The sequence below is a fragment of the Xanthomonas bonasiae genome (genome assembly GCF_017163705.1).
Taxonomy (GTDB): domain Bacteria; phylum Pseudomonadota; class Gammaproteobacteria; order Xanthomonadales; family Xanthomonadaceae; genus Xanthomonas_A; species Xanthomonas_A bonasiae.
The window spans coordinates 22890-44766 of record NZ_JAFIWB010000028.1 but is presented as its reverse complement, the minus strand read 5'-3'; the positions used below and the strand labels follow the sequence as shown (position 1 = coordinate 44766).

Here is a 21877-nt window from a genome sequence, read left to right as displayed (position 1 = left end):
ATGCCGGGCACTCCTGCCGCTGCGATGCCCGGCGTGCAGCACGCCGGGCATCGTCGGCTCCAGTCGCTTGCTTACGCCGCCTGCGCCTGCTGCGCGCGCAGCTGCCGCGCCGCCGCCACCATCGCTTCCAGCGCGCTGCGCGTCTCCGGCCAGCCGCGCGTCTTCAATCCGCAATCCGGATTGACCCACAGCTGCTGCGGATCCAGCACCGCCCGCGCCTTGTCCAGCAGTTGCACCATCTCCTGCGTGTTGGGCACGCGCGGCGAGTGGATGTCGTACACGCCCGGGCCGATCGCGTTCGGATAGCGGAAGCGCACGAATGCGTCGAGCAGCTCCATCCGCGAGCGCGAGGTCTCGATCGAGATCACGTCCGCATCCATCGCCGCCACCGCCTCGATGATGTCGTTGAACTCCGAGTAGCACATGTGGGTATGGATCTGGGTGGCGTCGCGCACCCCGGCCGCGGCGATGCGGAAGCACTGCACCGCCCAGTCCAGGTACGCCTGCCAGTCGGCGCGGCGCAGCGGCAGGCCTTCGCGGATCGCCGGCTCGTCGATCTGGATCACGCCGATGCCGGCCGCCTCCAGGTCGCGGACCTCGTCGCGCAGCGCCAGTGCGATCTGCCGGCAGGTCTGCGCGCGTTCCTGGTCGTCGCGCACGAACGACCATTGCAGCACCGTCACCGGCCCGGTCAGCATGCCCTTCATCGGCCTGTCGGTCAGCGACTGCGCGTACTGGGTCCAGCGCAGCGTCATCGGCGCCGGCCGCTGCACGTCGCCGTAGATGATCGGCGGCTTCACGCAGCGCGAGCCGTAGCTCTGCACCCAGCCCTGCTTGGTGAAGGCGAAACCGTCGAGCTGCTCGCCGAAGTATTCGACCATGTCGTTGCGCTCGAACTCGCCGTGCACCAGCACGTCCAGCCCGATCTGCTCCTGCGTGCGCACGCAGCGCTCGGTTTCGGCGGCCAGGAACGCGTCGTACTCGGCATCGCCGAGCTTGCCGGCCTTGTGCTGCGCGCGCGCCTGCCGCACCTGTGCGGTCTGCGGGAACGAGCCGATGGTGGTGGTCGGGTAGGCCGGCAGCCGCAATGCTGCCTGTTGCGCCTCGCGCCGCTGCGGATACGGCGATTGCCGGCGGCCGGCATCCTCGCCCAGCGCCGCCACCCGGCGCGTGACCTCCGGCCGATGCACGCGCGCGGACGCGCGCCGCGCCTCCAGCGCTTCGCGCGCCGCGACCAGTTCGGCCTGCGCGTGCGGCAGCTCGTGCAGCGCGTCGGCCAGCGTGCGCAGTTCCTGCAGCTTCTGCCTGGCGAAGGCCAGCCAGGCGTACAGCTCGCGGTCCAGCGCCTTTTCCTGTTCCAGATCCACCGGCACGTGCAGCAGCGAGCACGACGGCGCCAGCCACAGGCGTTCGAGGCCGACATGCCCGGCCGCGTAGCGCGCCAGGGTCAATGCATTGTCCAGCGGCGTGCGCCACACGTTGCGGCCGTTGACCAGTCCGGCCGACAGCACCCGGTCGGCCGGCAACGCCTGCAGCACCGCGTCCAGCTGCGCCACGCCGCGCACCAGGTCCACATGCAGGCCGTCCACCGGCAGCGCCGCGGCCAGCTCCAGGTTGTCGCCCAGCTCGCCGAAATACGTGGTCAGCAGCAGCTTCGGCCGCGGCGCCTGGGCCAGGAACGCATAGGCGCGGCGATAGGCGGCGCGCGCGGCCTCGTCCAGGTCCAGCACCAATGCCGGCTCGTCGATCTGCACCCAGTTGGCGCCGGCCGCGTCGAGCTGCTGCAGCAGTTCGGCGTAGACCGGCAGCAGGCTGTCCAGCAGCGCCCAGCGGTCGCTGCCGTCCACGGTCTTGGACAGCAGCAGGAAGGTCACCGGCCCGATCAGCACCGGCCGCGTGGTGATGCCCAGCGCCTTGGCTTCCAGGAACTCGGCCAGCGGCTTGTCGCCGCGCAGGCGGAAGTGCTGGCGTCGTGCCAGTTCCGGCACCAGGTAGTGGTAGTTGGTGTCGAACCACTTGGTCATTTCCAGCGCATGCAGGTCCAGGCCGTCCTCCTGCGAGCCGCGCGCCATCGCGAAGTAGCCGGCCAGCGGATCGGCATCGGCCAGCGCGCGGTAGCGCTGCGGGATCGCATCGAACAGGAACGCGGTGTCGAGCATCGCGTCGTACAGGCTGAAGTCGTTGCTGGGCGGCAGATCCACCCCGGCTTCGACCTGCAGCCGCCAATGCCGCTGGCGCAGCTGCCGCGCCGTGTCTTGCAGGCTTGCCTCATCCGTTTCGCGGCGCCAGTAGCTTTCCAGCGCACGCTTGAGCTCGCGCCGCGCACCGATGCGCGGGAAGCCCAGGTTGGTCACGATCGTCATTTGCGTTTCCTCATTGCGTTCATGGGCATTGAGGAACGAAGGAACCGCGCGCCGTCCGCCCGTTCGCACGGGACGCCCGCCACGCCAGCGACCTTCGCCCCCGCGGGCGAACCGGCGCCACGCGGGCAGGCGGAAGAGCGCGGCGCGGCGCAGGGCCACGGCACGGCTTCCGGCCGCCTCCCCGCGGAGGCGCCAGGTCGAATCGGAGGACGCACAGGTCCTCCGGCCGGGGCCGGTATTCGGGCTGATGGACGAGCGCACCGTGCCGGCTGCGCACCTACTGTCCGTCGCTTCCCAGGCCGGCATGCGCCGGCCCAGTGCCATTGACGGAGGTCGTTTCCATTCACCGCTGCGGGGCAGCTCCGGAATGGGCAGGCGCTTGCGGCGCCGGCCTTCACCGGATTCCCGTTTAAATCCATCCCTTCATCCGAATGAAGCGATGGATACCTTCGGCGAGCGCACGATAGGCCGGATGCGGCGGTTGGTCAAGCGCCAAGTGAATTTGCGGGCGGGCATCGGCAGCGTTCATGGCGAACGTGTAAGCTATTGATCCCAAAGCCAATGCTCTGACGCTTCCGCCGCAGGCGGGAGCGCAGCACCGCCGCGCCCGATGACGCTTCCGCTTCCTGCTTCCGACCTGTCCGCGGCCTACGCCGCCTCCCTGCGCCTGTCCGTCGCGCCGATGATGGACTGGACCGACCGCCATTGCCGCGTGTTCCACCGGCTGCTGGCGCCGTCGGCGCGCCTGTACACCGAGATGGTGCATGCCAATGCGGTGGTGCTGGGCGATCGCGCGCGGCTGCTGGGCTTCGATGCGGTCGAGCATCCGTTGGCGCTGCAACTCGGCGGCAGCGATCCGGCGCTGCTGGCGCAGGCGGCGCGGATCGGCCAGGAGTGGGGCTACGACGAGATCAATCTCAACTGCGGTTGCCCGTCCGACCGGGTCCAGGCCGGGCGCTTCGGCGCCTGCCTGATGCGCGAGCCGGCGCTGGTCGCCGACTGCGTGGCGGCGATGGCGCAGGCGGTGGACATCCCGGTCACGGTGAAGTGCCGGCTGGGCGTGGACCAGGACGACGACTATGAGGTCTTCCTCGCTTTCGTCGACCAGGTCGCCGCCGCCGGCTGCGGGCTGTTCGTGGTGCATGCGCGCAACGCATGGCTGCAGGGCCTGTCGCCGAAGGAGAACCGCGAGGTGCCGCCGCTGCGCTACGACTGGGCCTACCGGCTCAAGCGCGAGCGGCCGCAGCTGCAGATCGTGCTCAACGGCGGACTGGCCGACGTGGACACGGCGCGGGCGCAGCTGCAGTCGGTCGATGGGGTGATGCTGGGTCGCGCGGCCTACCACGATCCCTACGTGCTGCACCGGCTGGATGCGGCCCTGACCGGCGCCGCGCCGCGGCCGCGCGCCGAGTTGCTGCGCGCGCTGCAGCCGTATGTCGAGGCGCGCCTGGCGGACGGCATTGCGCTCAAGCACATCGCCCGCCACCTGCTCGGCCTGTTCCACGGCCAGCCCGGCGGCCGCGCGTTCCGCCAGGTGCTCAGCGAGGGCGCGCACCGGCCGGGCGCGGACTGGGCGCTAGTGGAACAGGCGTTGCTTATGACCACGGGGACACCGCAGGTCGCAGCGTAGCGATGTCCGGAGGGGTCGCCATTCGTCCGCGCTCCGCTTCCGGGTCCCCAACGCAAGCTGTCCTGACAGACGCTGCACCTCCCTTTTGGATGCGCGTTCAGTTACTTTGTTCAGCTTCCTGCGGCAGCCGGTCCCATACCAGCGGGAGCGGCAGACCCTTGCCGAGGCGGGGCTGAGGGGCGTCGACAAGCGCCCGCCGGCGCGGCAGCGCGAGTTCATTTCACTGAACGAAGGCGGCCGCGGCAGGAAAAGTTCAGATCGGATTCACCCCGAAAAATCAAGAATTTGGCTCGATTTTGCGAAATCGCTGCGCCGCTGCCAGGTGTCGCGTTTCACAACTTTTGAACGTTTCCGATCAGTCCGTTAGGATGCCACCTCGTGACCTCGCCCACTCTCCGCCGCTGCCGTACCACTGCCGTGATCGCACTCGCGCTCATGGCGGCCGGCCATGGCTGGGCGCAGCAGCCGGGTCCGCCGGGTCCGCCAGGGGGGCCGCCGATGGCGCCGGCCCGCGAGGCGCCCCGGGCGCGCGACTACAACGGCAGTTCGCTATCCGATGCGGTGCGCCGGGTGCAGCGGTCTACCGGTGGACAGATCCTCGGTGCCGAGCGCGTGCCGTTCGACGGGCGCGACATCAATCGCGTCAAGTACATGGATGGCCGCGGCCGCGTGCGCTACATGGACGATCCGCAGCCTGGCCGCGCCACGCCGCCGCGCGTGCCGCGCCCGAGCGATGCGCAGGAACCACCACGCGGCGATAACCCCTGAGCCCGGATAGTCTGGTTCAGCTTGTCATACACACTGCCCCGGCCGCCGGCCATCTGTAAGTAACTAGGGAGAGTTCATGCGTATCCTTCTGGTCGAAGACGAAGCTCCGCTGCGAGAGACCCTGGCCGCTCGCCTGAAGCGCGAAGGCTTTGCGGTGGATGCGGCGCAGGACGGCGAGGAAGGCCTGTACATGGGCCGCGAAGTGCCGTTCGACGTGGGCATCATCGATCTCGGCTTGCCGAAGATGTCGGGCATGGAGCTGATCAAGGCGCTGCGCGACGAAGGCAAGAAGTTCCCGGTGCTGATCCTCACCGCGCGTTCCAGCTGGCAGGACAAGGTCGAGGGCCTGAAGCAGGGCGCCGACGACTATCTGGTCAAGCCGTTCCACGTCGAGGAGTTGCTGGCGCGGGTCAACGCGCTGCTGCGTCGCGCCGCGGGCTGGAGCAAGCCCACCCTGGAATGCGGGCCGGTGGCGCTGGATCTGGCGGCGCAGACGGTCAGCGTCAGCGGCAGCAACGTCGATCTGACCAGCTACGAATACAAGGTGCTCGAGTACCTGATGATGCATGCCGGCGAACTGGTCTCCAAGGCCGACCTCACCGAGCACATCTACCAGCAGGACTTCGATCGCGACTCCAACGTGCTGGAAGTGTTCATCGGCCGTTTGCGCAAGAAGCTGGATCCGGACGGCGAACTGAAGCCGATCGAGACCGTGCGCGGTCGCGGTTACCGGTTCGCGATCCCGCGCACCGAAGGCTGATCCCACGCGCCTGCGACGAGCAACCGAAGGACGCGACAGCGTGGCGGCACGGCCCAAGTGGTACAAGCGCTGGCGCCCGCGTTCGTTGCAGGCGCGCCAGTTGCTGGCCGCCAGCCTGAGCCTGGTGGCGTTCCTGGCCGCGGCCGGCTATGCGCTGGACCAGGCCTTCGCCGACACCGCGCTGAGCAACATGCGCGAGCGTCTGAAGAGCTACGCCACCGCCTACGCCAACAACGTCGATGTGGCGCGCGATGGCTCGCTGTACATCAACAACGACAAGCCGCCGCCGGACCCGCATTTCGACCGGCCGGGCAGCGGCCTGTACGCGCAGATCGTGCTGCCCAACGAGGGCTGGATCTCGATGTCCAGCGAGGGCCCGCTGCCGCCCAGGGGCGGCATGCTCGAACCGCGCCAGGAAACCTTCGACGGCCCCTGGCCGATGACCCAGATCGACGGCAGCGAAGGCGAGGTCTACCGCTACGGCATCGGCCTGGCCTACGTGCGCCGCGACAAGGAAACCCCGGTCACCATCTACATCATGGAGGACACCCGCGCGCTGGGTGCGCAACTGCGCGTGTTCCGCGGCCGGGTGTGGTTCAACCTCGGCGGCGCCGGGTTGATCCTGCTGCTGCTGCAGGCCTTCATTCTGCAATGGAGCCTGCGCCCGCTGCGACGCGTGATCAACGAACTGACCAAGGTGCAGCGCGGCGAAGCGATGCGCATGGGCGACCGGCATCCGCGCGAATTGGAACCGCTGACCGACAGCATCAACGCCTTCATCGAGAGCGAGCGCGAGAACCTGGACCGCCAGCGCAACACCCTGGCCGACCTGGCGCATAGCCTGAAGACGCCGTTGGCGGTCTTGCGCACCCAGCTCGACAGCGGCAACGACGGCCCGGAGCTGCGCGAGGAACTGGACGCGCAGTTGCGGCGCATGAACAACCTGGTGACCTACCAGCTCAGCCGCGCCGCTTCCAGCGGCCACAAGCTGTTCTCCGCGCCGCTGCCGATCGAGCCCAACGCCGAGGAGATCGTGCGCGGGCTGGAGAAGGTGTACGCGGCCAAGGGCGTGCTGTGCGAGTTCGACATCGAGCCGAGCGCGCGCTTCCACGGCGAACCCGGCGACCTGCAGGAACTGCTCGGCAACCTGCTGGAGAACGCCTTCAAGTGGGCGCGGCGGCGGGTGCTGCTGAGCGTGCGTCCGGCCCCGGCGGCTGGCAGCCGGCGCGCCGGCCTGGTGATCTCGGTGGAGGACGACGGCCCCGGCATCGCACCGGAGGAAGTCGCGCACATCCTGCAGCGCGGCGTGCGCGGCGACGAACGCGTGCATGGCCACGGCATCGGCCTGGCCATCGTGCAGGACCTGGTCAAGGGCTATCGCGGCGAACTGCAGGTGAGCCGTTCCGAGGAACTGGGCGGCGCGCGCTTCCTGGTGACCATGCCGCCGGGCCTGTAGCAGCCGCTCCGTGTGCTGCAGGTGAATCCCGCGCAAACGCCGCAGCGGTTTCCGACATCGGCTTAACGCCTGCGCCAGGCAGGCGCGGATACTGCGCGAGTCGTCACAGCCGGTTTTCCCGTCCAAGGAGCGCTGCATGCCCGAGCCCCGGCATCGTCCCGTATCGCGCCTGCGCGTGCACGGGCGCCGCGCGTTGCGCAACACGCAGCGGCTGCTGCTGTCGCTGCTGCTGGTGCTGTTCACCGTCGGCGCCATCGCCGGCAGCCAGAAGGTGCTGGAGCGCGACGATGCGCGCTGGCTGCAATCGATGACCACCGGCCTGGACAGCGCCAGCGTGGCGCAGCTGCAGCACGACGGGCGCAAGCGCTTTCTGCGCGACCAGTTGCAGGCCTCCAGCGGCGACGCCGCCCTGCCTGCCGCGGTGCGCACGCAACTGGAGGGCTACGAGGCCTTGCATACGCCGGTGCAGGAGCTGCTCAAGCAACTGGACGCGCGCCAGCAGTACATCAAGGCGATGCCCGACGGCGAGGCCAAGGTCGCCGCGAAGAAGGCCTTGCAGCAGCGCGCCGATGCGTTGCTGGCGCAGGCGCGGCAGGCGCAGCTGCTGCGCGCGGTGTATTCGCGCGACCAGCTGCGCGAGCAGATGGTGTGGTTCTGGCTCAACCATTTCAGCGTGTTCGCCGACAAGGGCCGCCTGCACTGGACCGTCGCCGACTACACCGACAACGCGATTCGCCCGCATGCGCTGGGCAAGTTCTCCGACCTGGTGATGGCGACGCTGCAGAGCCCGGCCATGCTCGAATATCTGGACAACGCGCAGAACGCCAAGGGCAAGGTCAACGAGAACTACGCGCGCGAACTGATGGAGTTGCACACGCTGGGCGTGGACGGCGGCTACAGCCAGCACGATGTGCAGCAACTGGCGCTGATCCTGACCGGTGTCGGCATCGCTCCGCCCAACCGCGACGCGCCGCCGAAACTGCCGCCGCCGCAGCAGGCGCACTACCTGCGTCGCGGCGCGTTCGAATTCAATCCTGCGCGGCACCAGCCCGGCGACAAGACCCTGCTCGGCCAGCGCATCGCCGGCGGCGGTTTCGACGAGGTCGAGCGCGCGGTGCAGTTGATCGTGCGCCAGCCGGCATGCGCGCATTTCGTGTCGCGGCGCCTGGCCGAATATTTCGTCGCCGACGATCCGCCGCCGGCGCTGGTGGAGAAGATGGCGCGCGCCTTCCAGCGCAGCGATGGCGATATCGCCGACGTGCTGCAGGTGATGTTCACCGCGCCGGAAATGGCCGCCGGCGCGCCGCACAAGTTCAAGGATCCGTACCGCTTCCTGGTGTCGTCGCTGCGCCTGGCCTACGACGGGCAGACCCTCGTCAATCCGCAGCCGCTGCTGGGCTGGCTGAGCCAGATGGGCGAACCGACCTATGGGCGCATCACCCCCGACGGCTGGCCGCTGCAGTCCGGCGCCTGGAACAGTTCCGGGCAGATGGCGCAGCGTTTCGAGATCGCGCGCGCGATCGGCGGCGGCAACACCCAGTTGTTCACCCGCGACGGACAGCAGCGCGGCGGTTTTCCGCAGCTGACCACGCCGCTGTACTACCAGGCGATCGAGCCGCAGCTCGGCGAGGCGACCCGCCAGGCGCTGGCGCAGGCGCGTTCGCAGCAGGAATGGAATGCGTTCCTGCTGGCATCGCCCGACTTCAACTATCGCTGATCCGGTCCATAGCGCTGGGTGCGGCGATCGCCGCCGCGTCCAGCGATCACGGAGGTCCTCCATGCACCGTCGCCAGTTCCTGTTCGCCTCCGCCGCCGCGGCCGCCAGCCTGCCCTTCGCCGGGCGCCTGTTCGCCGCGCCGGCGCCCTCGCCGCGCCTGCTGGTGGTGTTCCTGCGCGGCGGCTACGACAGCAACAACCTGTTGATTCCCTACGCCAGCGATTTCTACTACGCGTCGCGGCCGACCCTGGCGATCGCGCGGCCGGATCCGGCCAACCCCAACAGCGCCATCGCGCTGGATGCGCAGTGGGGGTTGAACCCGCGGCTGCGCGACACCTTGCTGCCGCTGTGGAACGACAAGCAACTGGCGTTCGTGCCGTTCGCCGGCACCGACGACCTGTCGCGCAGCCATTTCGAGACCCAGGACAGCATCGAGGCCGGGCAACCGGCCGGGCAACGCAGCGACTACCGTTCCGGGTTCCTGGCGCGACTGTCGCAGGTGGCCACCGGCACCCCGGCGATCGCCTTCACCGATTCGCTGCCGCTGAGCTTCCAGGGCGGCGGCGACATTCCCAACCTGTCGCTCAAGCGGAATCCCACCCCGGCCTTCGACCAGCGCCAGGCCGGGATCCTGGCGAAGATGTACCAGGGCACGCCGCTGGCCAGCGCCGCGCATGAAGGCCTGGCGCTGCGCCAGCAGGTCTCGCAGGCGTTGCAGGACGAAATGCAGCAGGCCAACCGCGGCGCCGCCAGCGCGCGCACCTTCGCTGACGAGACCCGGCGCATCGCCACGCTGATGCGCGAGCGCTATCGGCTCGGCTTCGTCGATGTCGGCGGCTGGGACACGCACGTCAACCAGGGCAGCACCGACGGCCCGCTGGCGACCAATCTCGGCAACCTGTCCGAAGGCCTGGCCGCGTATGCCGAGGCGCTGGGGCCGGAATGGCGCAACACCGTGGTGGTAGTGCTGTCCGAGTTCGGCCGCACCTTCCGCGAGAACGGCGACAAGGGCACCGACCACGGCCACGGCACCACGTACTGGGTGATGGGCGGCGCGGTCAACGGCGGCCGCATCGCCGGCGAGCAGGTCGCGGTGAGCAAGGACAAGCTGTTCCAGGATCGCGACTACCCGGTACTGACCAACTACCGCGACCTGTTCGCCGGCTTGCTGAGCCGCATGTGGGGCCTGTCGCCGGCGCAGTTGCAACAGGTGTTCCCGCAGGCGCATGCGCGGGATCTGCAGCTGGTGTGAGCTGTGCTGTGGCATCGCCGCACGAGCGGCGGCGCGATGGCTGGGTGCCCTGTAGGAGGGGCTTCAGCCCCGACAGACAGTGTACGGAGCCGGTGCAGTTCCCGACTTCGTTCGTCGCGGCTGAAGCCGCTCCTACAAGGGACTAGCGGCCAGCCAGCTGGGTGCCCTGTAGGAGGGGCTTCAGCCCCGACAGATAGTGTCCGAAGCCGGTGCAGCTCCCGACTTCGTTCGTCGCGGCTGAAGCCGCTCCTGCAGCAAGACATTCGTCACGCCGCGATCGCCGCCTGCGCGCCTCTCACGCCGCGCGCTTACGCGCCAGCGAACGGGGAGCGGCCGTAGAACCGCGTCAGATGCGCGGCCACGTCCGGCATCTCGCGCTGCAGCCGCTGCGGCGCGGAGAAATGGTATTCGCTGACCACCGCGAAGAATTCTTCCGGCGCCTCGGCGGCGTAGGCGTCGATCTCGCTGCCGCGGCCGCGGTCCACGCGCTTGCAGAACGCGTCGTAGCTGCGCTGGAAATCCGCGGCCCAGCGCCGCTGCCAGTCGCGCGGCAGCGGCGGCGTGCCGTCCAGTGCGCCATCGAGCACGTCGAGCTTGTGCGCCATCTCGTGCACCGCCACGCAGTAGCCGGCATGCGGGTCGTCCAGGTCGGCCTGTACATCGGCCCAGGACAGGATCAACGGGCCGCTGTCCCAGGATTCGCCGATCAGCTCGTCTTCCCACTCGTGCAGCACGCCGGCCGCATCGACATGGCTGCGCTGCACGCGGAACGCGTCCGGATACACCAGCAATTGCGACCAGCCGCGCAGGCCCTCGGCACCGAACTCCAGCAACGGCAGGCAGCACAGCGCCGCCAGCACGGTGCGCTGCGCCGCATCCAGGGTCAGCCCGTCCAGCGGCGAGATGGTCTTCTGCTGAAGGAATTGCGCCGCCAGCGTACGCAGCCGCTGCTCGCGTTCCGCATCCAGTGCCGCCACCCACGCGCAGCGCTGTCGCACCAGCTGCCAGGTCGCATCGTCGATCGCAACAGGCGCCGGCAGCAGCCAGCGCAACCAGCGTGGGATCAGCGGAACATCCCCGGCAGGAAGCTGTGCCACTTGGGCATGCGCAGGCGCGGCACCAGGTCGCTGTCGCTGCCGCCGCCGCTCGGTGCCGCCGGCTTGGCCGCCGCGGCGGGCGGGCGTGCCGTCGAAGCCGGACGTGCCTGGGCGGCGTCCGCGTCGGTGTTGTCGGCGTAGACGCAGTCGTTGCGCTGCTTGCTCACCAGCGCTTCGGACGCGTGGACGGCGGCCAGCGGGAGCAACAGCAGGATCAGGCACGGCAGGGAGCGGCGCATCGTCGGCATCCAGGGCGAACGGCGGTGAATCCCGATTCTAACGCGGTTTTCACCCGGTGCAGGGCCGGCGCTGGGCGCGGGGACGGCGCTTCCCGCATAATTTTCCGATTCGAGGCGATGGAATCGGCGTGGACGAGCGCGAACTACTGGCCCGGCTCAGCCAGGGCCGCCTTTCCGGCGACGCCCTGGCGCGGTCGTTCGGGCTGACCCGGGCCGCGGTGTGGAAGCGCATCCAGGGCCTGCGCGCGGCCGGGGTGGAGATCGACGGCCGCGCCGGCGAGGGCTACGGGCTGGCACGGCCGCTGGAATTGCTCGAGGTCGAGCGTATCCACGCGGCGCTGGCGCCGGCGGCCCGAGACGAGCTGGCCGGGCTGGAGATCGCCTGGAGCCTGGCCTCGAGCAACAGCACCCTGCTGGCGCGGCCGGCGCCGGCGCGCGGCAGCGCCGTGCTGCTGGCCGAGCGCCAGACCGGCGGCCGCGGCCGCCGCGGGCGGGTCTGGGCCTCGCCGCTGGCGGCGCACTTGTACCTGTCGGTGGCGCGCGGCTTCGACGGCGGGCTGGGGCGGCTGGGCGGGCTGAGCCTGGCCGCCGGCGTCGCCGTGGCCGAGGCGCTGCGCGCGGCCGGCTTCGCCACGGTCGGGCTGAAATGGCCGAACGACCTGCTCGCCGACGGACACAAGCTCGGCGGCTTGCTGGTCGAGGGCGGCGGCGAATTCGCCGGGCCGGCGCGCGCGGTGATCGGCCTGGGACTCAACGTACGCATGCCCGCGGCCAGCGCCGCGAGCATCGGCCAGCCGTGGACCGACCTGGCCACGCTGGCCGGCGCCGACGCCGAGGTCTCGCGCAACGCGATCGCCGCGAGGGTGCTGTCGCATCTGCTGCCGGCGCTGGCGCTGTTCGACGCGCAGGGCCTGGCGCCGTTCCTGCCGCGCTACGCCGCGCTGGACCTGCTCGCCGGGCGCGCGATCCGCATCGACGAGGGCGGCGTCGCGCGCGAGGGCGTGGCGCTGGGCCTGGCCGAGGACGGCGCGCTGCGGGTCGCCTTCGCCGACGGCGAGCGGCCGCTGCACGCCGGCGAAGTCAGCGTGAGGCCGGCATGAGCGACTGGTTGTTCGACCTGGGCAATTCGCGCTTCAAGTTCGCCGCGCTGGAACGCGGCCGCGCCGCCGCGGTGCAGGCCTGGCCGCACGGCGCCGAAGCGATGGACGCGGCCGCGGTGGCGGCGCTGCCGCGCGGCGACACCGCCTATGTCGCCAGCGTCGCCGCGCCGGCACTGACCGCGACCGTGCTGGATGCCTTGCGCGCCCGCTTCGCGCAGGTGCGGGTGGCGCGCACCGAGGCGGTCTGCGCCGGCGTGCGCATCGCCTATGCGCAGCCGCACAAGTTCGGCGTGGACCGCTTTTTGGCGCTGCTCGCCGCGCACGGCGACGGCGACGTGCTGGTGGTCGGGGTCGGCACCGCGCTGACCCTGGACCTGCTCGATCGCGACGGCCTGCACCACGGCGGGCGCATCGCGCCGTCGCCGACCACGATGCGCCAGGCCCTGCAGCAGCGCGCGGCGCAACTGCCGGCCGAGGGCGGCGACTATCGCGAGTTCGCCGCCGATACCGCCGATGCGCTGGCCTCCGGCTGCGACGGCGCGGCGCTGGCGCTGATCGAACGCAGCCTGCAGCAGGGCGAGGCGCTGCTGGCGCGGCGGCCGCGGCTGCTGCTGCACGGCGGCGGCGCACCGCCATTGCTGCATGCGTTGCCGGCGGCCGAGCAGCGGTCATCGCTGGTGCTGGACGGGCTCGCGCTGTGGGCGCAGGCGCACGCCGCGGCCGGGTCCGCCGGGTAGAATCCGCGCATGCTCGTCCGCGCCCTGCTCGTCGTCCTGACCATCCTCAACCTCGGCGTCGCGCTGTGGTGGGCGACGCAGCCGCAGACTCCGGCGCCGGCACCGATGCCGGCGCTGCCGGCCGGCGTGGCGACGCTGCAATTGGTGCCAGCGTCCGCGGCGGTGCCGCAGGCCGCGTCTCCGGCGCCGGCTGCCTCCGCAGCGGCGCCGACACCAGCGGTCCACACGGCCTCGGTGCCGGACGCTGCCGCTCCGGTCGTCGCTGCGCCGGCTGCGGACGCGCCTGCGACCACCGCAGTGCCCGCCGCCGCTGCGCCGCCGCCGCAGCAGCTCAAAGCGCCCAGCGTCGCAGCGGCTCCCGCCGCCGAGCCTGCCGCCGCCCCCGTGTGCCTGAGCCTGGGCCCATATCCGGACCGCGCCGCGGCCGAGACGGCAGCCGCCGCACTCGGTGCCGCACCGCGCCCGCGCCTGCGCGAGGTCAGCGACGGCGACGCCACCAGTTTCCGCGTACTGCTGCCGACCATCGGCGGCGAGGACGGGGTCAAGGCGGCGGTCGATCGCATCGTCGCCGCCGGCATCCGCGACTACTACCCGATTCGCCAGGGCGATGCCGGCAATGCCATCGCCCTGGGCCAGTACCGCAGCCGCGAAGGCGCCGAACGTCGCAAGGCCGAACTGGCCAAGGCCGGCTTCAACGTCGATCTGATTCCCAGCGGCGGCAGCGGCCAGTCGCGCTGGTGGCTGGACCTGCGGACCGACTCCGCGGCGCAGGCCGCGGCGCTGCGCCGGCAACTCGGCGCGCAGCGGCAACGCGCGCTGGACTGCGCCACGCTGCGCTAGAATGCCGCGCTGCGGTTGTTTCGGCCTCGTGCGCCCTGCGGATCGCAGTCCCGCAGCACCGCCGCGATGTGCCGCAACGGCCTGCCAGCAGGTAGACTGCGACGGCCCGCAGCGCGGGCGCTGCAGTCCTCGTGCCGCTTTAGCTCAGTCGGTAGAGCAACTGATTTGTAATCAGTAGGTCGTCCGTTCGATTCGGACAAGCGGCACCACTCTTCAGTCTTCATGCAGCGCATCGCGCAGGCCCGCGTCACGCTGCGCCCTCCTCGTGTCGATCTCGTGCGCAAGCACGCTGCAGCGCTGCATTTGCGCGTGTTTCCGGCAACCGGCCGCACACGGCCGGCGCTCGGCCTGCTGCGCCGCGGCGGGTCGCGCCGCGGGCGGCTCGCTAGACTGGCGCACATTTTTCGCTGGAGCGCGTCCGCATGAATTCCTCTTTTCTGCCGGTGTCCCTGATCGGCGTTCCCACCGACATCGGTGCCGGGCATCGCGGCGCGCGCATGGGGCCGGAGGCGCTGCGCATCGCCGGCCTGCACGAGGCGCTGGCCAATCGCGGCATCGAGGTGCGCGACCTGGGCAACCTCGACGGTCCGCGCAACCCGTGGCAATCCCCGGTCGCCGGCTATCGCCACCTGGACGAAGTGGTGGCCTGGAACCGCGCGCTGATGGAGGCCAGCTACGCCGAGCTGCGCGCCGGGCGCATGCCGATCATGCTCGGCGGCGATCATTGCCTGGGCATCGGCTCGATCACTGCGGTGGCGCGGCATTGCCGCGAGCAGGGGCGCAAGCTGCGGGTGCTGTGGCTGGACGCGCATTCGGACTTCAATACCAGTGAGGTGACCCCGTCGGGCAACGTGCACGGCATGCCCGTGGCCTGCCTGTGCGGGCTGGGGCCGCAGGCGCTGACCGAACTGGGCGGCGCCGCGCCGGCGCTGCGCCCGGAGCAGGTCCGCCAGATCGGCATCCGCTCGGTGGATCCGGACGAGAAGCGGCTGATCAAGCAGCACCGCATCGACGTGTACGACATGCGCTACATCGACGAGATGGGCATGAAGCGGACCATGGAGGCGGCGCTGGACGGGCTGGACGCGGACACGCACCTGCACGTCAGTTTCGACGTGGATTTCCTCGACCCGAGCATCGCTCCCGGCGTCGGCACCACCGTGCCCGGCGGGCCGAATTACCGCGAAGCGCAATTGGTGATGGAGATGATCGCCGACAGCGGACGCATGGGGTCGCTGGACATCGTGGAGCTCAATCCGGTGCTGGACCATCGCAATCTGACTGCCGAGCTGGCGGTGGACCTGGTCGAGAGCCTGTTCGGCAAGTCCACGCTGATGCGCGATTGACGCGGGTTTCAGCGCGAAACTGAATATTGCCACGCTTCATTCACGTGAAATCCACAGTCGTGAAGTCAGATTCACCGCCAGACGGTAGTTCGGCAACGGCTATCGCCGCGACCACCCAGACCCGATCCACTGCGAGGACTCCATGATGAAGCGACTGCTCACCTTGATGATGCTGACCCTGTTCTGCGGGGGCATGCTGACTGGCTGCAACACCATGGCCGGTGCCGGCAAGGACATGCAGAAGGCCGGCGATAAGGTGGAAACCAAAGCCGACGATTGCAAAGACGGCAAGTGCTGATCGATCGTCCGCAGTGGTTTGGCGTTGACCGATTACCCAATGCGTAACCCCGCGCGGCCACCTATGCCGCGTTCCCATGACCAAGAAGGAGTGAGACCTATGAAGCGTACTTTTGCGTGGATGCTGCTGGCGATGTTTTCGGTGGGCCTGCTGTCGGGCTGCAACACGGTTGCCGGTGCCGGCAAGGACGTGAAGAGCGCCGGCGAGAAGGTCGAAGACGCTGCCAAGAACTGAGCCCAGCGCTCGGTGACGAAAGACGGGTCGGCTTGCCGGCCCGTTTTTTTTGCGCGTTTTTCAGCGCGCATCGATAGTTTGGCGCTAAACGATTCATCGCACTCATGCGCCGTTGACGGCGCATTGATCGATCGGCAACGGCGCAGGCGCAATGCTGTGCGCGCGGTGCAATCGCCGCCCACCTCCAACGAGAGCGATGCTATGAACAAAGACATCATTTCCGGCAAGTGGACCCAGCTCAAGGGCAAGATCAAGGCGCAGTGGGGCGACCTGACCGACGACGATTTCGACGTGGCCACCGGCAATGCGCAGTACCTGTCGGGCAAGCTGCAGGAACGCTACGGCTGGGATCGCGACCGCGCCGAGAAGGAAGTGCGCACCTTCCAGGACGGCCTGGGCAAGGAATACCGCGACTGAGGCGCTCGATGTGCTCTACGCAGAAACGGGCCGCGATGCGGCCCGTTTGTTTTTGCGCGGTCGTGCAGGCTCAGCGCGCCGGCGGATCCGGCACGAAGTCGCCGGGGAAGGCCTGCGGGACGTCGGCCACGCGCGGGTAGGGGCGCGGCCGCGGGATCACCCCGCGCGCGACCAGCCGCGCATGGCTGTCGTAGCGCAGCTGCAGGCGCTGCCGCGGCACGTCGCTGGCGCGTTCGAACTCGGTGACGGTGGACGGCGACCATTCGCGTTCGCCATGGCCGGTGCCCAGGCGCTGCATCTTGCCCTGCGCCGCGTCGCTTTCCTGCGCGCGTGCGGCGGCAGCGGGCGCGGCTGCTACCGGCGCCGCGGCGCGCTCGCCGTACCGCTGTTCGCTGTCCTGCTCGACGCTCGCCTGCGGCACGATCGTCGGCGCTTCCTCGAACACCGCCATGCCGATCACGCCGACGTTGTCGGGGCGGCCGGTGCGCGCGGCGTAGCTGTCGGCAAGGTCGGTGAACACGAACTGCGCGATCTCGCGCTGCGACTTGCGCCAGCCGGCGATCTCGGTGCTCTGCCACGGCGCCAGCACGTAGCCGCGCTGGTCGCTGGCCGCGGTCTGGCCGCTGACCGCGTTGACCCCATCCACCGACAGCACCGCCAGCACGCGGCGGCCGCTGCGGTTGGTCAGGCGCAGCGCATAGCGGTGGCCGGGCGCGGCGGCGATCCAGCGCTGGCCGCGCTGCACATACTGCGGCAGATCGGCGCCGCCGGCGTCGCGGTCGATCACGCTCAGCTCCACCAGCGGGGCGGATGCGGGCGGCGCGGGGTAGGGGCGGAAACCGCACAACAGGCCGATGCACAGCAAGGCGATCGAGATCGGGCCGATCGGGCGGGTCGAAAAAAACAGGCGGGCGGGCTTGCGCATCACGGCGACTCCACGGAAGGGACCTGCTGTTGAACGCGCCAGGCGCCGGAACGGGGTTGCCGCGCAGCGGTTAAACTCGCCGGGTTTTCTTCTGGCCGTCGATTCCCCGCATGACCACCCGCGTCCTTACCGGCATCACCACCTCCGGCACCCCGCACCTGGGCAACTACGTCGGCGCGATCCGCCCGGCATTGCAGGCCAGCCTGCGCCCCGGCATCGAGAGCTTCTATTTCCTGGCCGACCTGCACAGCCTGATCAAGGCGCAGGATCCGGCGCGCACCCAGCGCTCGACCCTGGAGATCGCCGCCTCGTGGCTGGCGGCCGGGCTGGACCCGTCGAAGGTGTGGTTCTACCGCCAGTCGGACGTGCCGGAAACCAACGAGCTGACCTGGTTCCTGACCTGCGTCGCCGGCAAGGGCATCCTCAACCGCGCCCACGCCTACAAGGCGGCGGTGGACAAGAACCGCGCCGACGGCGAGGACGACGATGCCGGGGTCAGCGCCGGATTGTTCATGTATCCGGTGCTGATGGCCGCCGACATCCTGCTGTTCAACGCGCAGCAGGTGCCGGTGGGCCGCGACCAGATCCAGCACATCGAGATGGCGCGCGATTTCGGCCAGCGTTTCAACCACGTCTACGGTCGCGACTATTTCACCCTGCCCGAAGCGCTGATCGACGAGAACGTGGCCACCTTGCCCGGCTTGGACGGGCGCAAGATGAGCAAGAGCTACGACAACACGATTCCGTTGTTCGCCCCGCGCGAGGAACTGAAGAAGCGGGTGTTCTCCATCGTCACCGATTCGCGCGCGCCGGGCGAGCCGAAGGACACCGAGGGCTCGGCGCTGTTCCAACTGTACCAGGCCTTCGCCAGCGACGAGGAGACCGCCGCGTTCGCGCAGGCCTTCGCCGGCGGCATCGGCTGGGGTGAGGCCAAGCAGCAGCTGTTCGCGCGCATCGATGCGGAGATCGCGCCGATGCGCGAGCGCTACGAGGCGCTGATGGCGCGGCCGGGCGATATCGAGGCGATCCTGCGCGACAACGCGCAGCGCCTGCGCGCGCGCTATGCCACGCCGTTCCTGGCCGAATTGCGGCACGCGGTGGGCCTGCGCGACCTGTCGCTGCGCGAGGCCGGGCACGCCGATGCCGCCGCGGCCAGGCAGGCGTTGCCGAGCTTCAAGCAGTACCGCGAAGGCGACGGCTGCTTCTACTTCAAGCTGCTCGACGGCGAAGGCGCGCTGCTGCTGCAGAGCGGCGGTTTCGCGTCGCCGCGCGACGCCGGGCGCGTGATCGGCGCGCTCAAGCAGGCCGATCGCGCCGATGCGCTGCAGACCGCAGAACTCAGTCTGGCGGTGCCCGCCGAAGCCGTGCTGGCCGCGCTGCAGCGGCTGCGCGACGCGGGCTGAACGCGTGCACGGCGAAGCACTCCTGTAGGAGGGTCTTCAGCCCCGACCGGGCATTACCGGTAACGCCCGGTCGGGGCTGAAGCCCCTCCTGCAGAGAAGCGCGCGGCAGCGCGGGCCGCGTGCGAACCGGGTCGTCGGCCTGACCACCGCTCCGCGCAGGGCTGGCAACCGCCTCCATACGGCCTAGAATGGAGGTTCGCCCAGCCACCGCCTTGCGCAATGCCACGCGACCCCAGCATCCATCTCATCGACACCGGCTTCCAGCGCGCGCAGTTCGATGCGGCCTACCTGATCGTGGAAAACGGGCGCGGCGCGTTCGTCGATTGCGGCACCAGCCACTCGGTGCCGGCCATGCTGGCCGCGCTCGACGGCGCCGGCCTGGCGCCGGGCGACGTGGACTGGCTGATCCTGACCCACGTCCACCTGGACCATGCCGGCGGCGCCGGCGCGTTGCTGCAGCGGCTGCCGAACGCGCGCCTGCTGGTGCATCCGCGCGGCGCGCCGCACATGATCGATCCGGCGCGGCTGATCGCCGGCGCCACCGCGGTGTACGGCGCGGCCGAGATCGCGCGCAGCTACGGCACGATCGTGCCGGTGCCGGCCGAGCGCGTCGTCGTCGCCGAGGACGGCCATCGGCTGTGGCTGGGCGAGCGCGAACTGCTGTGCATCGATACGCCCGGCCACGCGCGCCATCATCTGTGCGTGTGGGACGCGCGCAGCCGCAGCTGGTTCACTGGCGACACCTTCGGCCTGTCGTACCGCGAACTGGGCAGCGCGCAGGGCGCGTTCGTGATCCCGACCTCCTCGCCGGTGCAGTTCGATCCGGAAGCGATGCGCGCCTCGATCCAGCGCATGCTCGGCCATGCGCCGGAGACGCTGTATCTGACCCACTACGGCCCGGTCGGCGCGGCGGACACGCTGGCGGTGGAGTTGTTCGAGCAACTCGACGCGATGGTGGCGATCGCGCGCGGTTGCGACGGGCGTTCCGATCGCCATCGCTGCCTGGTCGCCGCGCTGAGCGCGCTGTACCTGGAGCGCGCGCGGCTGCATGGCTGCCCGCTCGACGATGCCGGCGTGGAGCGGGTGTTGCAGATGGATATCGAGCTCAATGCGCAGGGCCTGGGCTGCTGGCTGGATCGGTGAGGGGCCGGGATTCGGGATTGGGGAATCGGGAATGGGAAAAGCGGTGTGTCTGCGCATCTCGCATCTCGATCCACCTCATTGCTGTTTCGTGACGGTGTCACGCTCTACACTGTGCGGCCCGCTGTTTTCCAGGTCGTTGCCGTGAATCCGATGCGTATGTTGCTGCTGTCCGCCTGCCTGTTCATGGGGGGCGCCGCGCAGGCGGCCAACGAGGCGCTGCCTGGCGGCGGCATCGATGCCGAAGCGCTGGAGCGGCATGTGCGCACGCTGGCGTCCGATGCGTTCGAGGGCCGTGCGCCGGCCACGCCGGGCGAGGACAAGACCATCGCCTATCTCAGCGAACAGTTCCGCCTGGCCGGCGTGCAACCGGCGGGCGACGACGGCGGCTGGACCCAGGCGGTGCCGCTGGTGCGCGCGCAGGTCGACGGACCGGTGACGGCGACGCTGCGTGTGGCCGGCGCGTCGCAGGCGCTGGTCAACGGCGAGGACGTGGTGCTGCAGAGCCTGCGTCCCGGCAGCAAGGTGGCGCTGAAGGACGCGCCGCTGGTGTTCGTCGGCTACGGCATCCACGCGCCCGAGCGCGGCTGGGACGACTACAAGGGCGTGGACCTGAAGGGCAAGATCGCGGTGATGCTGATCAACGACGCCGACTTCGAGACGCCGCAGCCCGGCGCTTTCGACGGCCGTGCGGTCACCTACTACGGGCGCTGGACCTACAAGTACGAGGAAGCCGCGCGGCAGGGCGCGGCCGGCGTGCTGATCGTGCACGAGACCGCGCCGGCGGCGTACGGCTGGGCCACGGTGAAGAGTTCCGGGCTGTCGCCGCTGTTCGACATCGAGCGCAGCGACGCGCAGGCGCGCGCGCAGCACGTGCCGGTACGCGGCTGGATGCAGCGCGCACTGGCGGTGTCGCTGTTCCAGCGCGCCGGGCTGGATTTCGAGGCGGAGAAGCAGCGCGCGCAGCGCGCCGACTTCCGCCCGCAGGCGCTGGGCGATGCGGCGCTGTCGGTGCGCTTCGCGCTCAAGCGCGAGCGCGTGGTCACCCACAACGTGGTGGCCAAGCTGGAAGGCGCCACGCATCCCGAGGAGACCATCATCTACTCGGCGCACTGGGACGCGTTCGGCATCGGTGCGGCCGACGCCAGCGGCGATCGCATCCGCCGCGGCGCGATCGACAACGCCACCGGCGTGGCCAGCGTGCTGGAGCTGGCGCGGGTCTTCGCCGCCGGGCCGCGGCCGCAGCGCACGCTGTATTTCATCGCGCTCACCGCCGAGGAGAAGGGCCTGCTCGGCGCGACCTACTACGCCGCGCATCCGCTGGCACCGCTGGCGACCACCGTGGCGGTGATCAACAGCGAGATGTTCAGCCCCGACGGCGCCACCCGCGACATCGCCTCGTGGGGCCGCGGGCGGGTGTCGCTGGAGCGCGACCTGGCCGCCGCGGCGCAGGCGCGCGGCCGCGCCTATTCGCCGGATCCGAACCTGGAGGCGGGCTTCTTCTATCGCGCCGACCATTTCGCCTTCGCCCGCGCCGGCGTGCCGGCGATCACCGTGGGGCCTGGCTTGGACAAGCTGGACGGCGGCGTGGCCGCCGGCAAGGCGATCCGCGACCGCTATTTCGCCGACTGCTACCACCAGCCCTGCGATCGCTGGAGCGCGTCCTGGGATCCGGCCGGGCATGCCGCCGACACGCTGCTGCTGTACGACCTGGGTCAGCGCCTGGCCGACAGCCGCGAATGGCCGCGCTGGGACGACGGTTCGGAGTTCAAGCCGGCGCGCGATGCGAGCGAGGCGGCGCGGCGCTGAGGGGGGCGCCCGCCATGCCGCTCCGCACCTGGCGCGCAACGGCTCGACGACCTTCCTTGGCGGCGGCATTGGAGCGAGGGCGAAGCTTGGCATGGCGGCCGGCACCTCGACGTTCGCCGCGGTAGACGCGCTGTCGCATTCCCTCGCTCTGGACCTGGTGCCCGTCACGATCGCCGGCGTCGGGCACGCGGCGGTCTTCCTGACGACCCATCCCTATGTCCCCGGAATCGTCCTAGAAGTCTCCGGTGGAGCGTTGCTGGTCGACGGGCTGTTCTGACCGACATCCCAGGATGGGCCGTTGTCACACCCAGGCGGCGCCGAAACCACTACGATTCCTCGCGCCACC

Annotated in this window: 22 protein-coding genes, 1 tRNA gene and 1 riboswitch; of the genes, 19 read left to right on the top strand and 4 right to left on the bottom strand. The window is 70.1% G+C overall.

Annotation, left to right across the window (positions count from 1 at the left end; translation table 11 throughout):
* Positions 1 to 71: 71 nt before the first annotated feature.
* A complete protein-coding gene (gene metE, locus JR064_RS19365; protein ID WP_206230795.1) occupies positions 72 to 2363 on the bottom strand; it encodes a 5-methyltetrahydropteroyltriglutamate--homocysteine S-methyltransferase in 2292 nt (763 codons plus the stop codon).
* 213 nt (positions 2364 to 2576) lie between these two features.
* A riboswitch (cobalamin riboswitch) is annotated at positions 2577 to 2830 on the bottom strand.
* A gap of 143 nt (positions 2831 to 2973) precedes the next feature.
* On the opposite strand from metE, the gene dusA reads away from it, so the two are divergent.
* The 6 genes from dusA to JR064_RS19335 all read left to right on the top strand — a co-directional run bounded on the left by dusA (position 2974) and on the right by JR064_RS19335 (position 9946).
* A complete protein-coding gene (dusA, locus tag JR064_RS19360) occupies positions 2974 to 3993 on the top strand; it encodes a tRNA dihydrouridine(20/20a) synthase DusA (RefSeq protein WP_206230794.1) in 1020 nt (339 codons plus the stop codon).
* Between the two features lie 435 nt (positions 3994 to 4428).
* Positions 4429 to 4761, top strand: coding sequence for a hypothetical protein (locus JR064_RS19355; protein WP_369916706.1), 333 nt, complete (start codon positions 4429 to 4431; stop codon positions 4759 to 4761).
* Positions 4762 to 4837: 76 nt separating this feature from the next.
* Entirely contained in the window at positions 4838 to 5521 is a 684-nt protein-coding gene (locus JR064_RS19350; RefSeq protein WP_003469280.1) for a response regulator transcription factor, read from the top strand.
* Between the two features lie 85 nt (positions 5522 to 5606).
* On the top strand, positions 5607 to 6977 hold the full coding sequence (locus tag JR064_RS19345; protein ID WP_206230815.1) for an ATP-binding protein: 1371 nt from the start codon (positions 5607 to 5609) through the stop codon (positions 6975 to 6977).
* 136 nt (positions 6978 to 7113) lie between these two features.
* Positions 7114 to 8694, top strand: coding sequence for a DUF1800 domain-containing protein (locus tag JR064_RS19340; protein ID WP_206230793.1), 1581 nt, complete (start codon positions 7114 to 7116; stop codon positions 8692 to 8694).
* Positions 8695 to 8755: 61 nt separating this feature from the next.
* On the top strand, positions 8756 to 9946 hold the full coding sequence (locus JR064_RS19335) for a DUF1501 domain-containing protein (RefSeq protein ID WP_206230792.1): 1191 nt from the start codon (positions 8756 to 8758) through the stop codon (positions 9944 to 9946).
* A gap of 308 nt (positions 9947 to 10254) precedes the next feature.
* On the opposite strand, the gene JR064_RS19330 is transcribed toward JR064_RS19335, so the two are convergent.
* The gene (locus JR064_RS19330; protein ID WP_206230791.1) at positions 10255 to 11043 is read right to left on the bottom strand and encodes a zinc-dependent peptidase; all 789 of its coding nucleotides are present in this window, start codon (positions 11041 to 11043) and stop codon (positions 10255 to 10257) included.
* Positions 11010 to 11282: a hypothetical protein gene (locus JR064_RS19325; RefSeq protein ID WP_179569585.1), complete on the bottom strand. Its 273-nt coding sequence runs from the start codon at positions 11280 to 11282 to the stop codon at positions 11010 to 11012. Before JR064_RS19325 ends, JR064_RS19330 begins: the two co-directional genes overlap by 34 nt.
* Before the next feature lie 128 nt (positions 11283 to 11410).
* Between JR064_RS19325 and birA the strand changes: the two genes are divergently transcribed.
* The 9 genes from birA (at position 11411) to JR064_RS19280 (ending at position 16254) form a co-directional block, all read left to right on the top strand.
* Positions 11411 to 12382 carry a bifunctional biotin--[acetyl-CoA-carboxylase] ligase/biotin operon repressor BirA gene (gene birA, locus JR064_RS19320; protein ID WP_206230790.1) on the top strand — a complete coding sequence of 324 codons (972 nt, stop codon included), beginning with the start codon at positions 11411 to 11413 and terminating at the stop codon, positions 12380 to 12382.
* Positions 12379 to 13119, top strand: a complete 741-nt coding sequence (locus JR064_RS19315) for a type III pantothenate kinase (RefSeq protein WP_206230789.1) — start codon at positions 12379 to 12381, stop codon at positions 13117 to 13119. The genes birA and JR064_RS19315 overlap by 4 nt, the downstream gene beginning before the upstream one ends.
* A 9-nt stretch (positions 13120 to 13128) precedes the next feature.
* A complete protein-coding gene (locus tag JR064_RS19310; protein ID WP_206230788.1) occupies positions 13129 to 13959 on the top strand; it encodes an SPOR domain-containing protein in 831 nt (276 codons plus the stop codon).
* 133 nt (positions 13960 to 14092) lie between these two features.
* Positions 14093 to 14168: transfer RNA gene (locus JR064_RS19305), tRNA-Thr, on the top strand.
* Between the two features lie 13 nt (positions 14169 to 14181).
* Positions 14182 to 14385, top strand: a complete 204-nt coding sequence (locus tag JR064_RS19300; protein ID WP_206230787.1) for a hypothetical protein — start codon at positions 14182 to 14184, stop codon at positions 14383 to 14385.
* The gene (gene rocF / locus JR064_RS19295; RefSeq protein WP_179569577.1) at positions 14382 to 15305 is read left to right on the top strand and encodes an arginase; all 924 of its coding nucleotides are present in this window, start codon (positions 14382 to 14384) and stop codon (positions 15303 to 15305) included. The genes JR064_RS19300 and rocF overlap by 4 nt, the downstream gene beginning before the upstream one ends.
* A 145-nt stretch (positions 15306 to 15450) precedes the next feature.
* A complete protein-coding gene (locus tag JR064_RS19290) occupies positions 15451 to 15603 on the top strand; it encodes an entericidin A/B family lipoprotein (protein WP_179569575.1) in 153 nt (50 codons plus the stop codon).
* A gap of 99 nt (positions 15604 to 15702) precedes the next feature.
* Positions 15703 to 15837: an entericidin A/B family lipoprotein gene (locus tag JR064_RS19285; protein ID WP_003469322.1), complete on the top strand. Its 135-nt coding sequence runs from the start codon at positions 15703 to 15705 to the stop codon at positions 15835 to 15837.
* A gap of 201 nt (positions 15838 to 16038) precedes the next feature.
* On the top strand, positions 16039 to 16254 hold the full coding sequence (locus JR064_RS19280) for a CsbD family protein (protein WP_009574162.1): 216 nt from the start codon (positions 16039 to 16041) through the stop codon (positions 16252 to 16254).
* Positions 16255 to 16324: 70 nt separating this feature from the next.
* Here the strand turns inward: JR064_RS19280 and JR064_RS19275 are convergent, their stop codons facing one another.
* Entirely contained in the window at positions 16325 to 17179 is an 855-nt protein-coding gene (locus JR064_RS19275) for a hypothetical protein (RefSeq protein WP_206230786.1), read from the bottom strand.
* 110 nt (positions 17180 to 17289) lie between these two features.
* Between JR064_RS19275 and JR064_RS19270 the strand changes: the two genes are divergently transcribed.
* From JR064_RS19270 to JR064_RS19255, 4 genes are all read left to right on the top strand, one after another.
* Entirely contained in the window at positions 17290 to 18582 is a 1293-nt protein-coding gene (locus JR064_RS19270) for a tryptophan--tRNA ligase (RefSeq protein ID WP_206230785.1), read from the top strand.
* 219 nt (positions 18583 to 18801) lie between these two features.
* A complete protein-coding gene (locus JR064_RS19265; protein WP_206230784.1) occupies positions 18802 to 19725 on the top strand; it encodes an MBL fold metallo-hydrolase in 924 nt (307 codons plus the stop codon).
* Positions 19726 to 19875: 150 nt separating this feature from the next.
* Positions 19876 to 21531, top strand: a complete 1656-nt coding sequence (locus tag JR064_RS19260) for a M28 family metallopeptidase (RefSeq protein ID WP_191826915.1) — start codon at positions 19876 to 19878, stop codon at positions 21529 to 21531.
* A gap of 91 nt (positions 21532 to 21622) precedes the next feature.
* Positions 21623 to 21808, top strand: a complete 186-nt coding sequence (locus tag JR064_RS19255; protein WP_191826894.1) for a hypothetical protein — start codon at positions 21623 to 21625, stop codon at positions 21806 to 21808.
* Positions 21809 to 21877: the final 69 nt, after the last annotated feature.

Excerpts from the sequence above, each read along its gene's own strand:
- JR064_RS19260 (WP_191826915.1), top strand. The coding sequence starts at position 19,876 with ATGCGTATGTTGCTGCTGTCCGCCTGCCTGTTCATGGGGGGCGCCGCG.
- JR064_RS19265 (WP_206230784.1), top strand. The coding sequence starts at position 18,802 with ATGCCACGCGACCCCAGCATCCATCTCATCGACACCGGCTTCCAGCGC.
- JR064_RS19275 (WP_206230786.1), bottom strand. The coding sequence starts at position 17,179 with ATGCGCAAGCCCGCCCGCCTGTTTTTTTCGACCCGCCCGATCGGCCCG.
- JR064_RS19350 (WP_003469280.1), top strand. The coding sequence starts at position 4,838 with ATGCGTATCCTTCTGGTCGAAGACGAAGCTCCGCTGCGAGAGACCCTG.
- JR064_RS19290 (WP_179569575.1), top strand. The coding sequence starts at position 15,451 with ATGAAGCGACTGCTCACCTTGATGATGCTGACCCTGTTCTGCGGGGGC.
- JR064_RS19310 (WP_206230788.1), top strand. The coding sequence starts at position 13,129 with ATGCTCGTCCGCGCCCTGCTCGTCGTCCTGACCATCCTCAACCTCGGC.
- JR064_RS19315 (WP_206230789.1), top strand. The coding sequence starts at position 12,379 with ATGAGCGACTGGTTGTTCGACCTGGGCAATTCGCGCTTCAAGTTCGCC.
- dusA (WP_206230794.1), top strand. The coding sequence starts at position 2,974 with ATGACGCTTCCGCTTCCTGCTTCCGACCTGTCCGCGGCCTACGCCGCC.
- JR064_RS19255 (WP_191826894.1), top strand. The coding sequence starts at position 21,623 with ATGGCGGCCGGCACCTCGACGTTCGCCGCGGTAGACGCGCTGTCGCAT.
- JR064_RS19355 (WP_369916706.1), top strand. The coding sequence starts at position 4,429 with ATGGCGGCCGGCCATGGCTGGGCGCAGCAGCCGGGTCCGCCGGGTCCG.
- JR064_RS19285 (WP_003469322.1), top strand. The coding sequence starts at position 15,703 with ATGAAGCGTACTTTTGCGTGGATGCTGCTGGCGATGTTTTCGGTGGGC.
- JR064_RS19335 (WP_206230792.1), top strand. The coding sequence starts at position 8,756 with ATGCACCGTCGCCAGTTCCTGTTCGCCTCCGCCGCCGCGGCCGCCAGC.
- rocF (WP_179569577.1), top strand. The coding sequence starts at position 14,382 with ATGAATTCCTCTTTTCTGCCGGTGTCCCTGATCGGCGTTCCCACCGAC.
- JR064_RS19325 (WP_179569585.1), bottom strand. The coding sequence starts at position 11,282 with ATGCGCCGCTCCCTGCCGTGCCTGATCCTGCTGTTGCTCCCGCTGGCC.
- JR064_RS19270 (WP_206230785.1), top strand. The coding sequence starts at position 17,290 with ATGACCACCCGCGTCCTTACCGGCATCACCACCTCCGGCACCCCGCAC.
- metE (WP_206230795.1), bottom strand. The coding sequence starts at position 2,363 with ATGACGATCGTGACCAACCTGGGCTTCCCGCGCATCGGTGCGCGGCGC.
- JR064_RS19280 (WP_009574162.1), top strand. The coding sequence starts at position 16,039 with ATGAACAAAGACATCATTTCCGGCAAGTGGACCCAGCTCAAGGGCAAG.
- JR064_RS19300 (WP_206230787.1), top strand. The coding sequence starts at position 14,182 with ATGCAGCGCATCGCGCAGGCCCGCGTCACGCTGCGCCCTCCTCGTGTC.
- JR064_RS19340 (WP_206230793.1), top strand. The coding sequence starts at position 7,114 with ATGCCCGAGCCCCGGCATCGTCCCGTATCGCGCCTGCGCGTGCACGGG.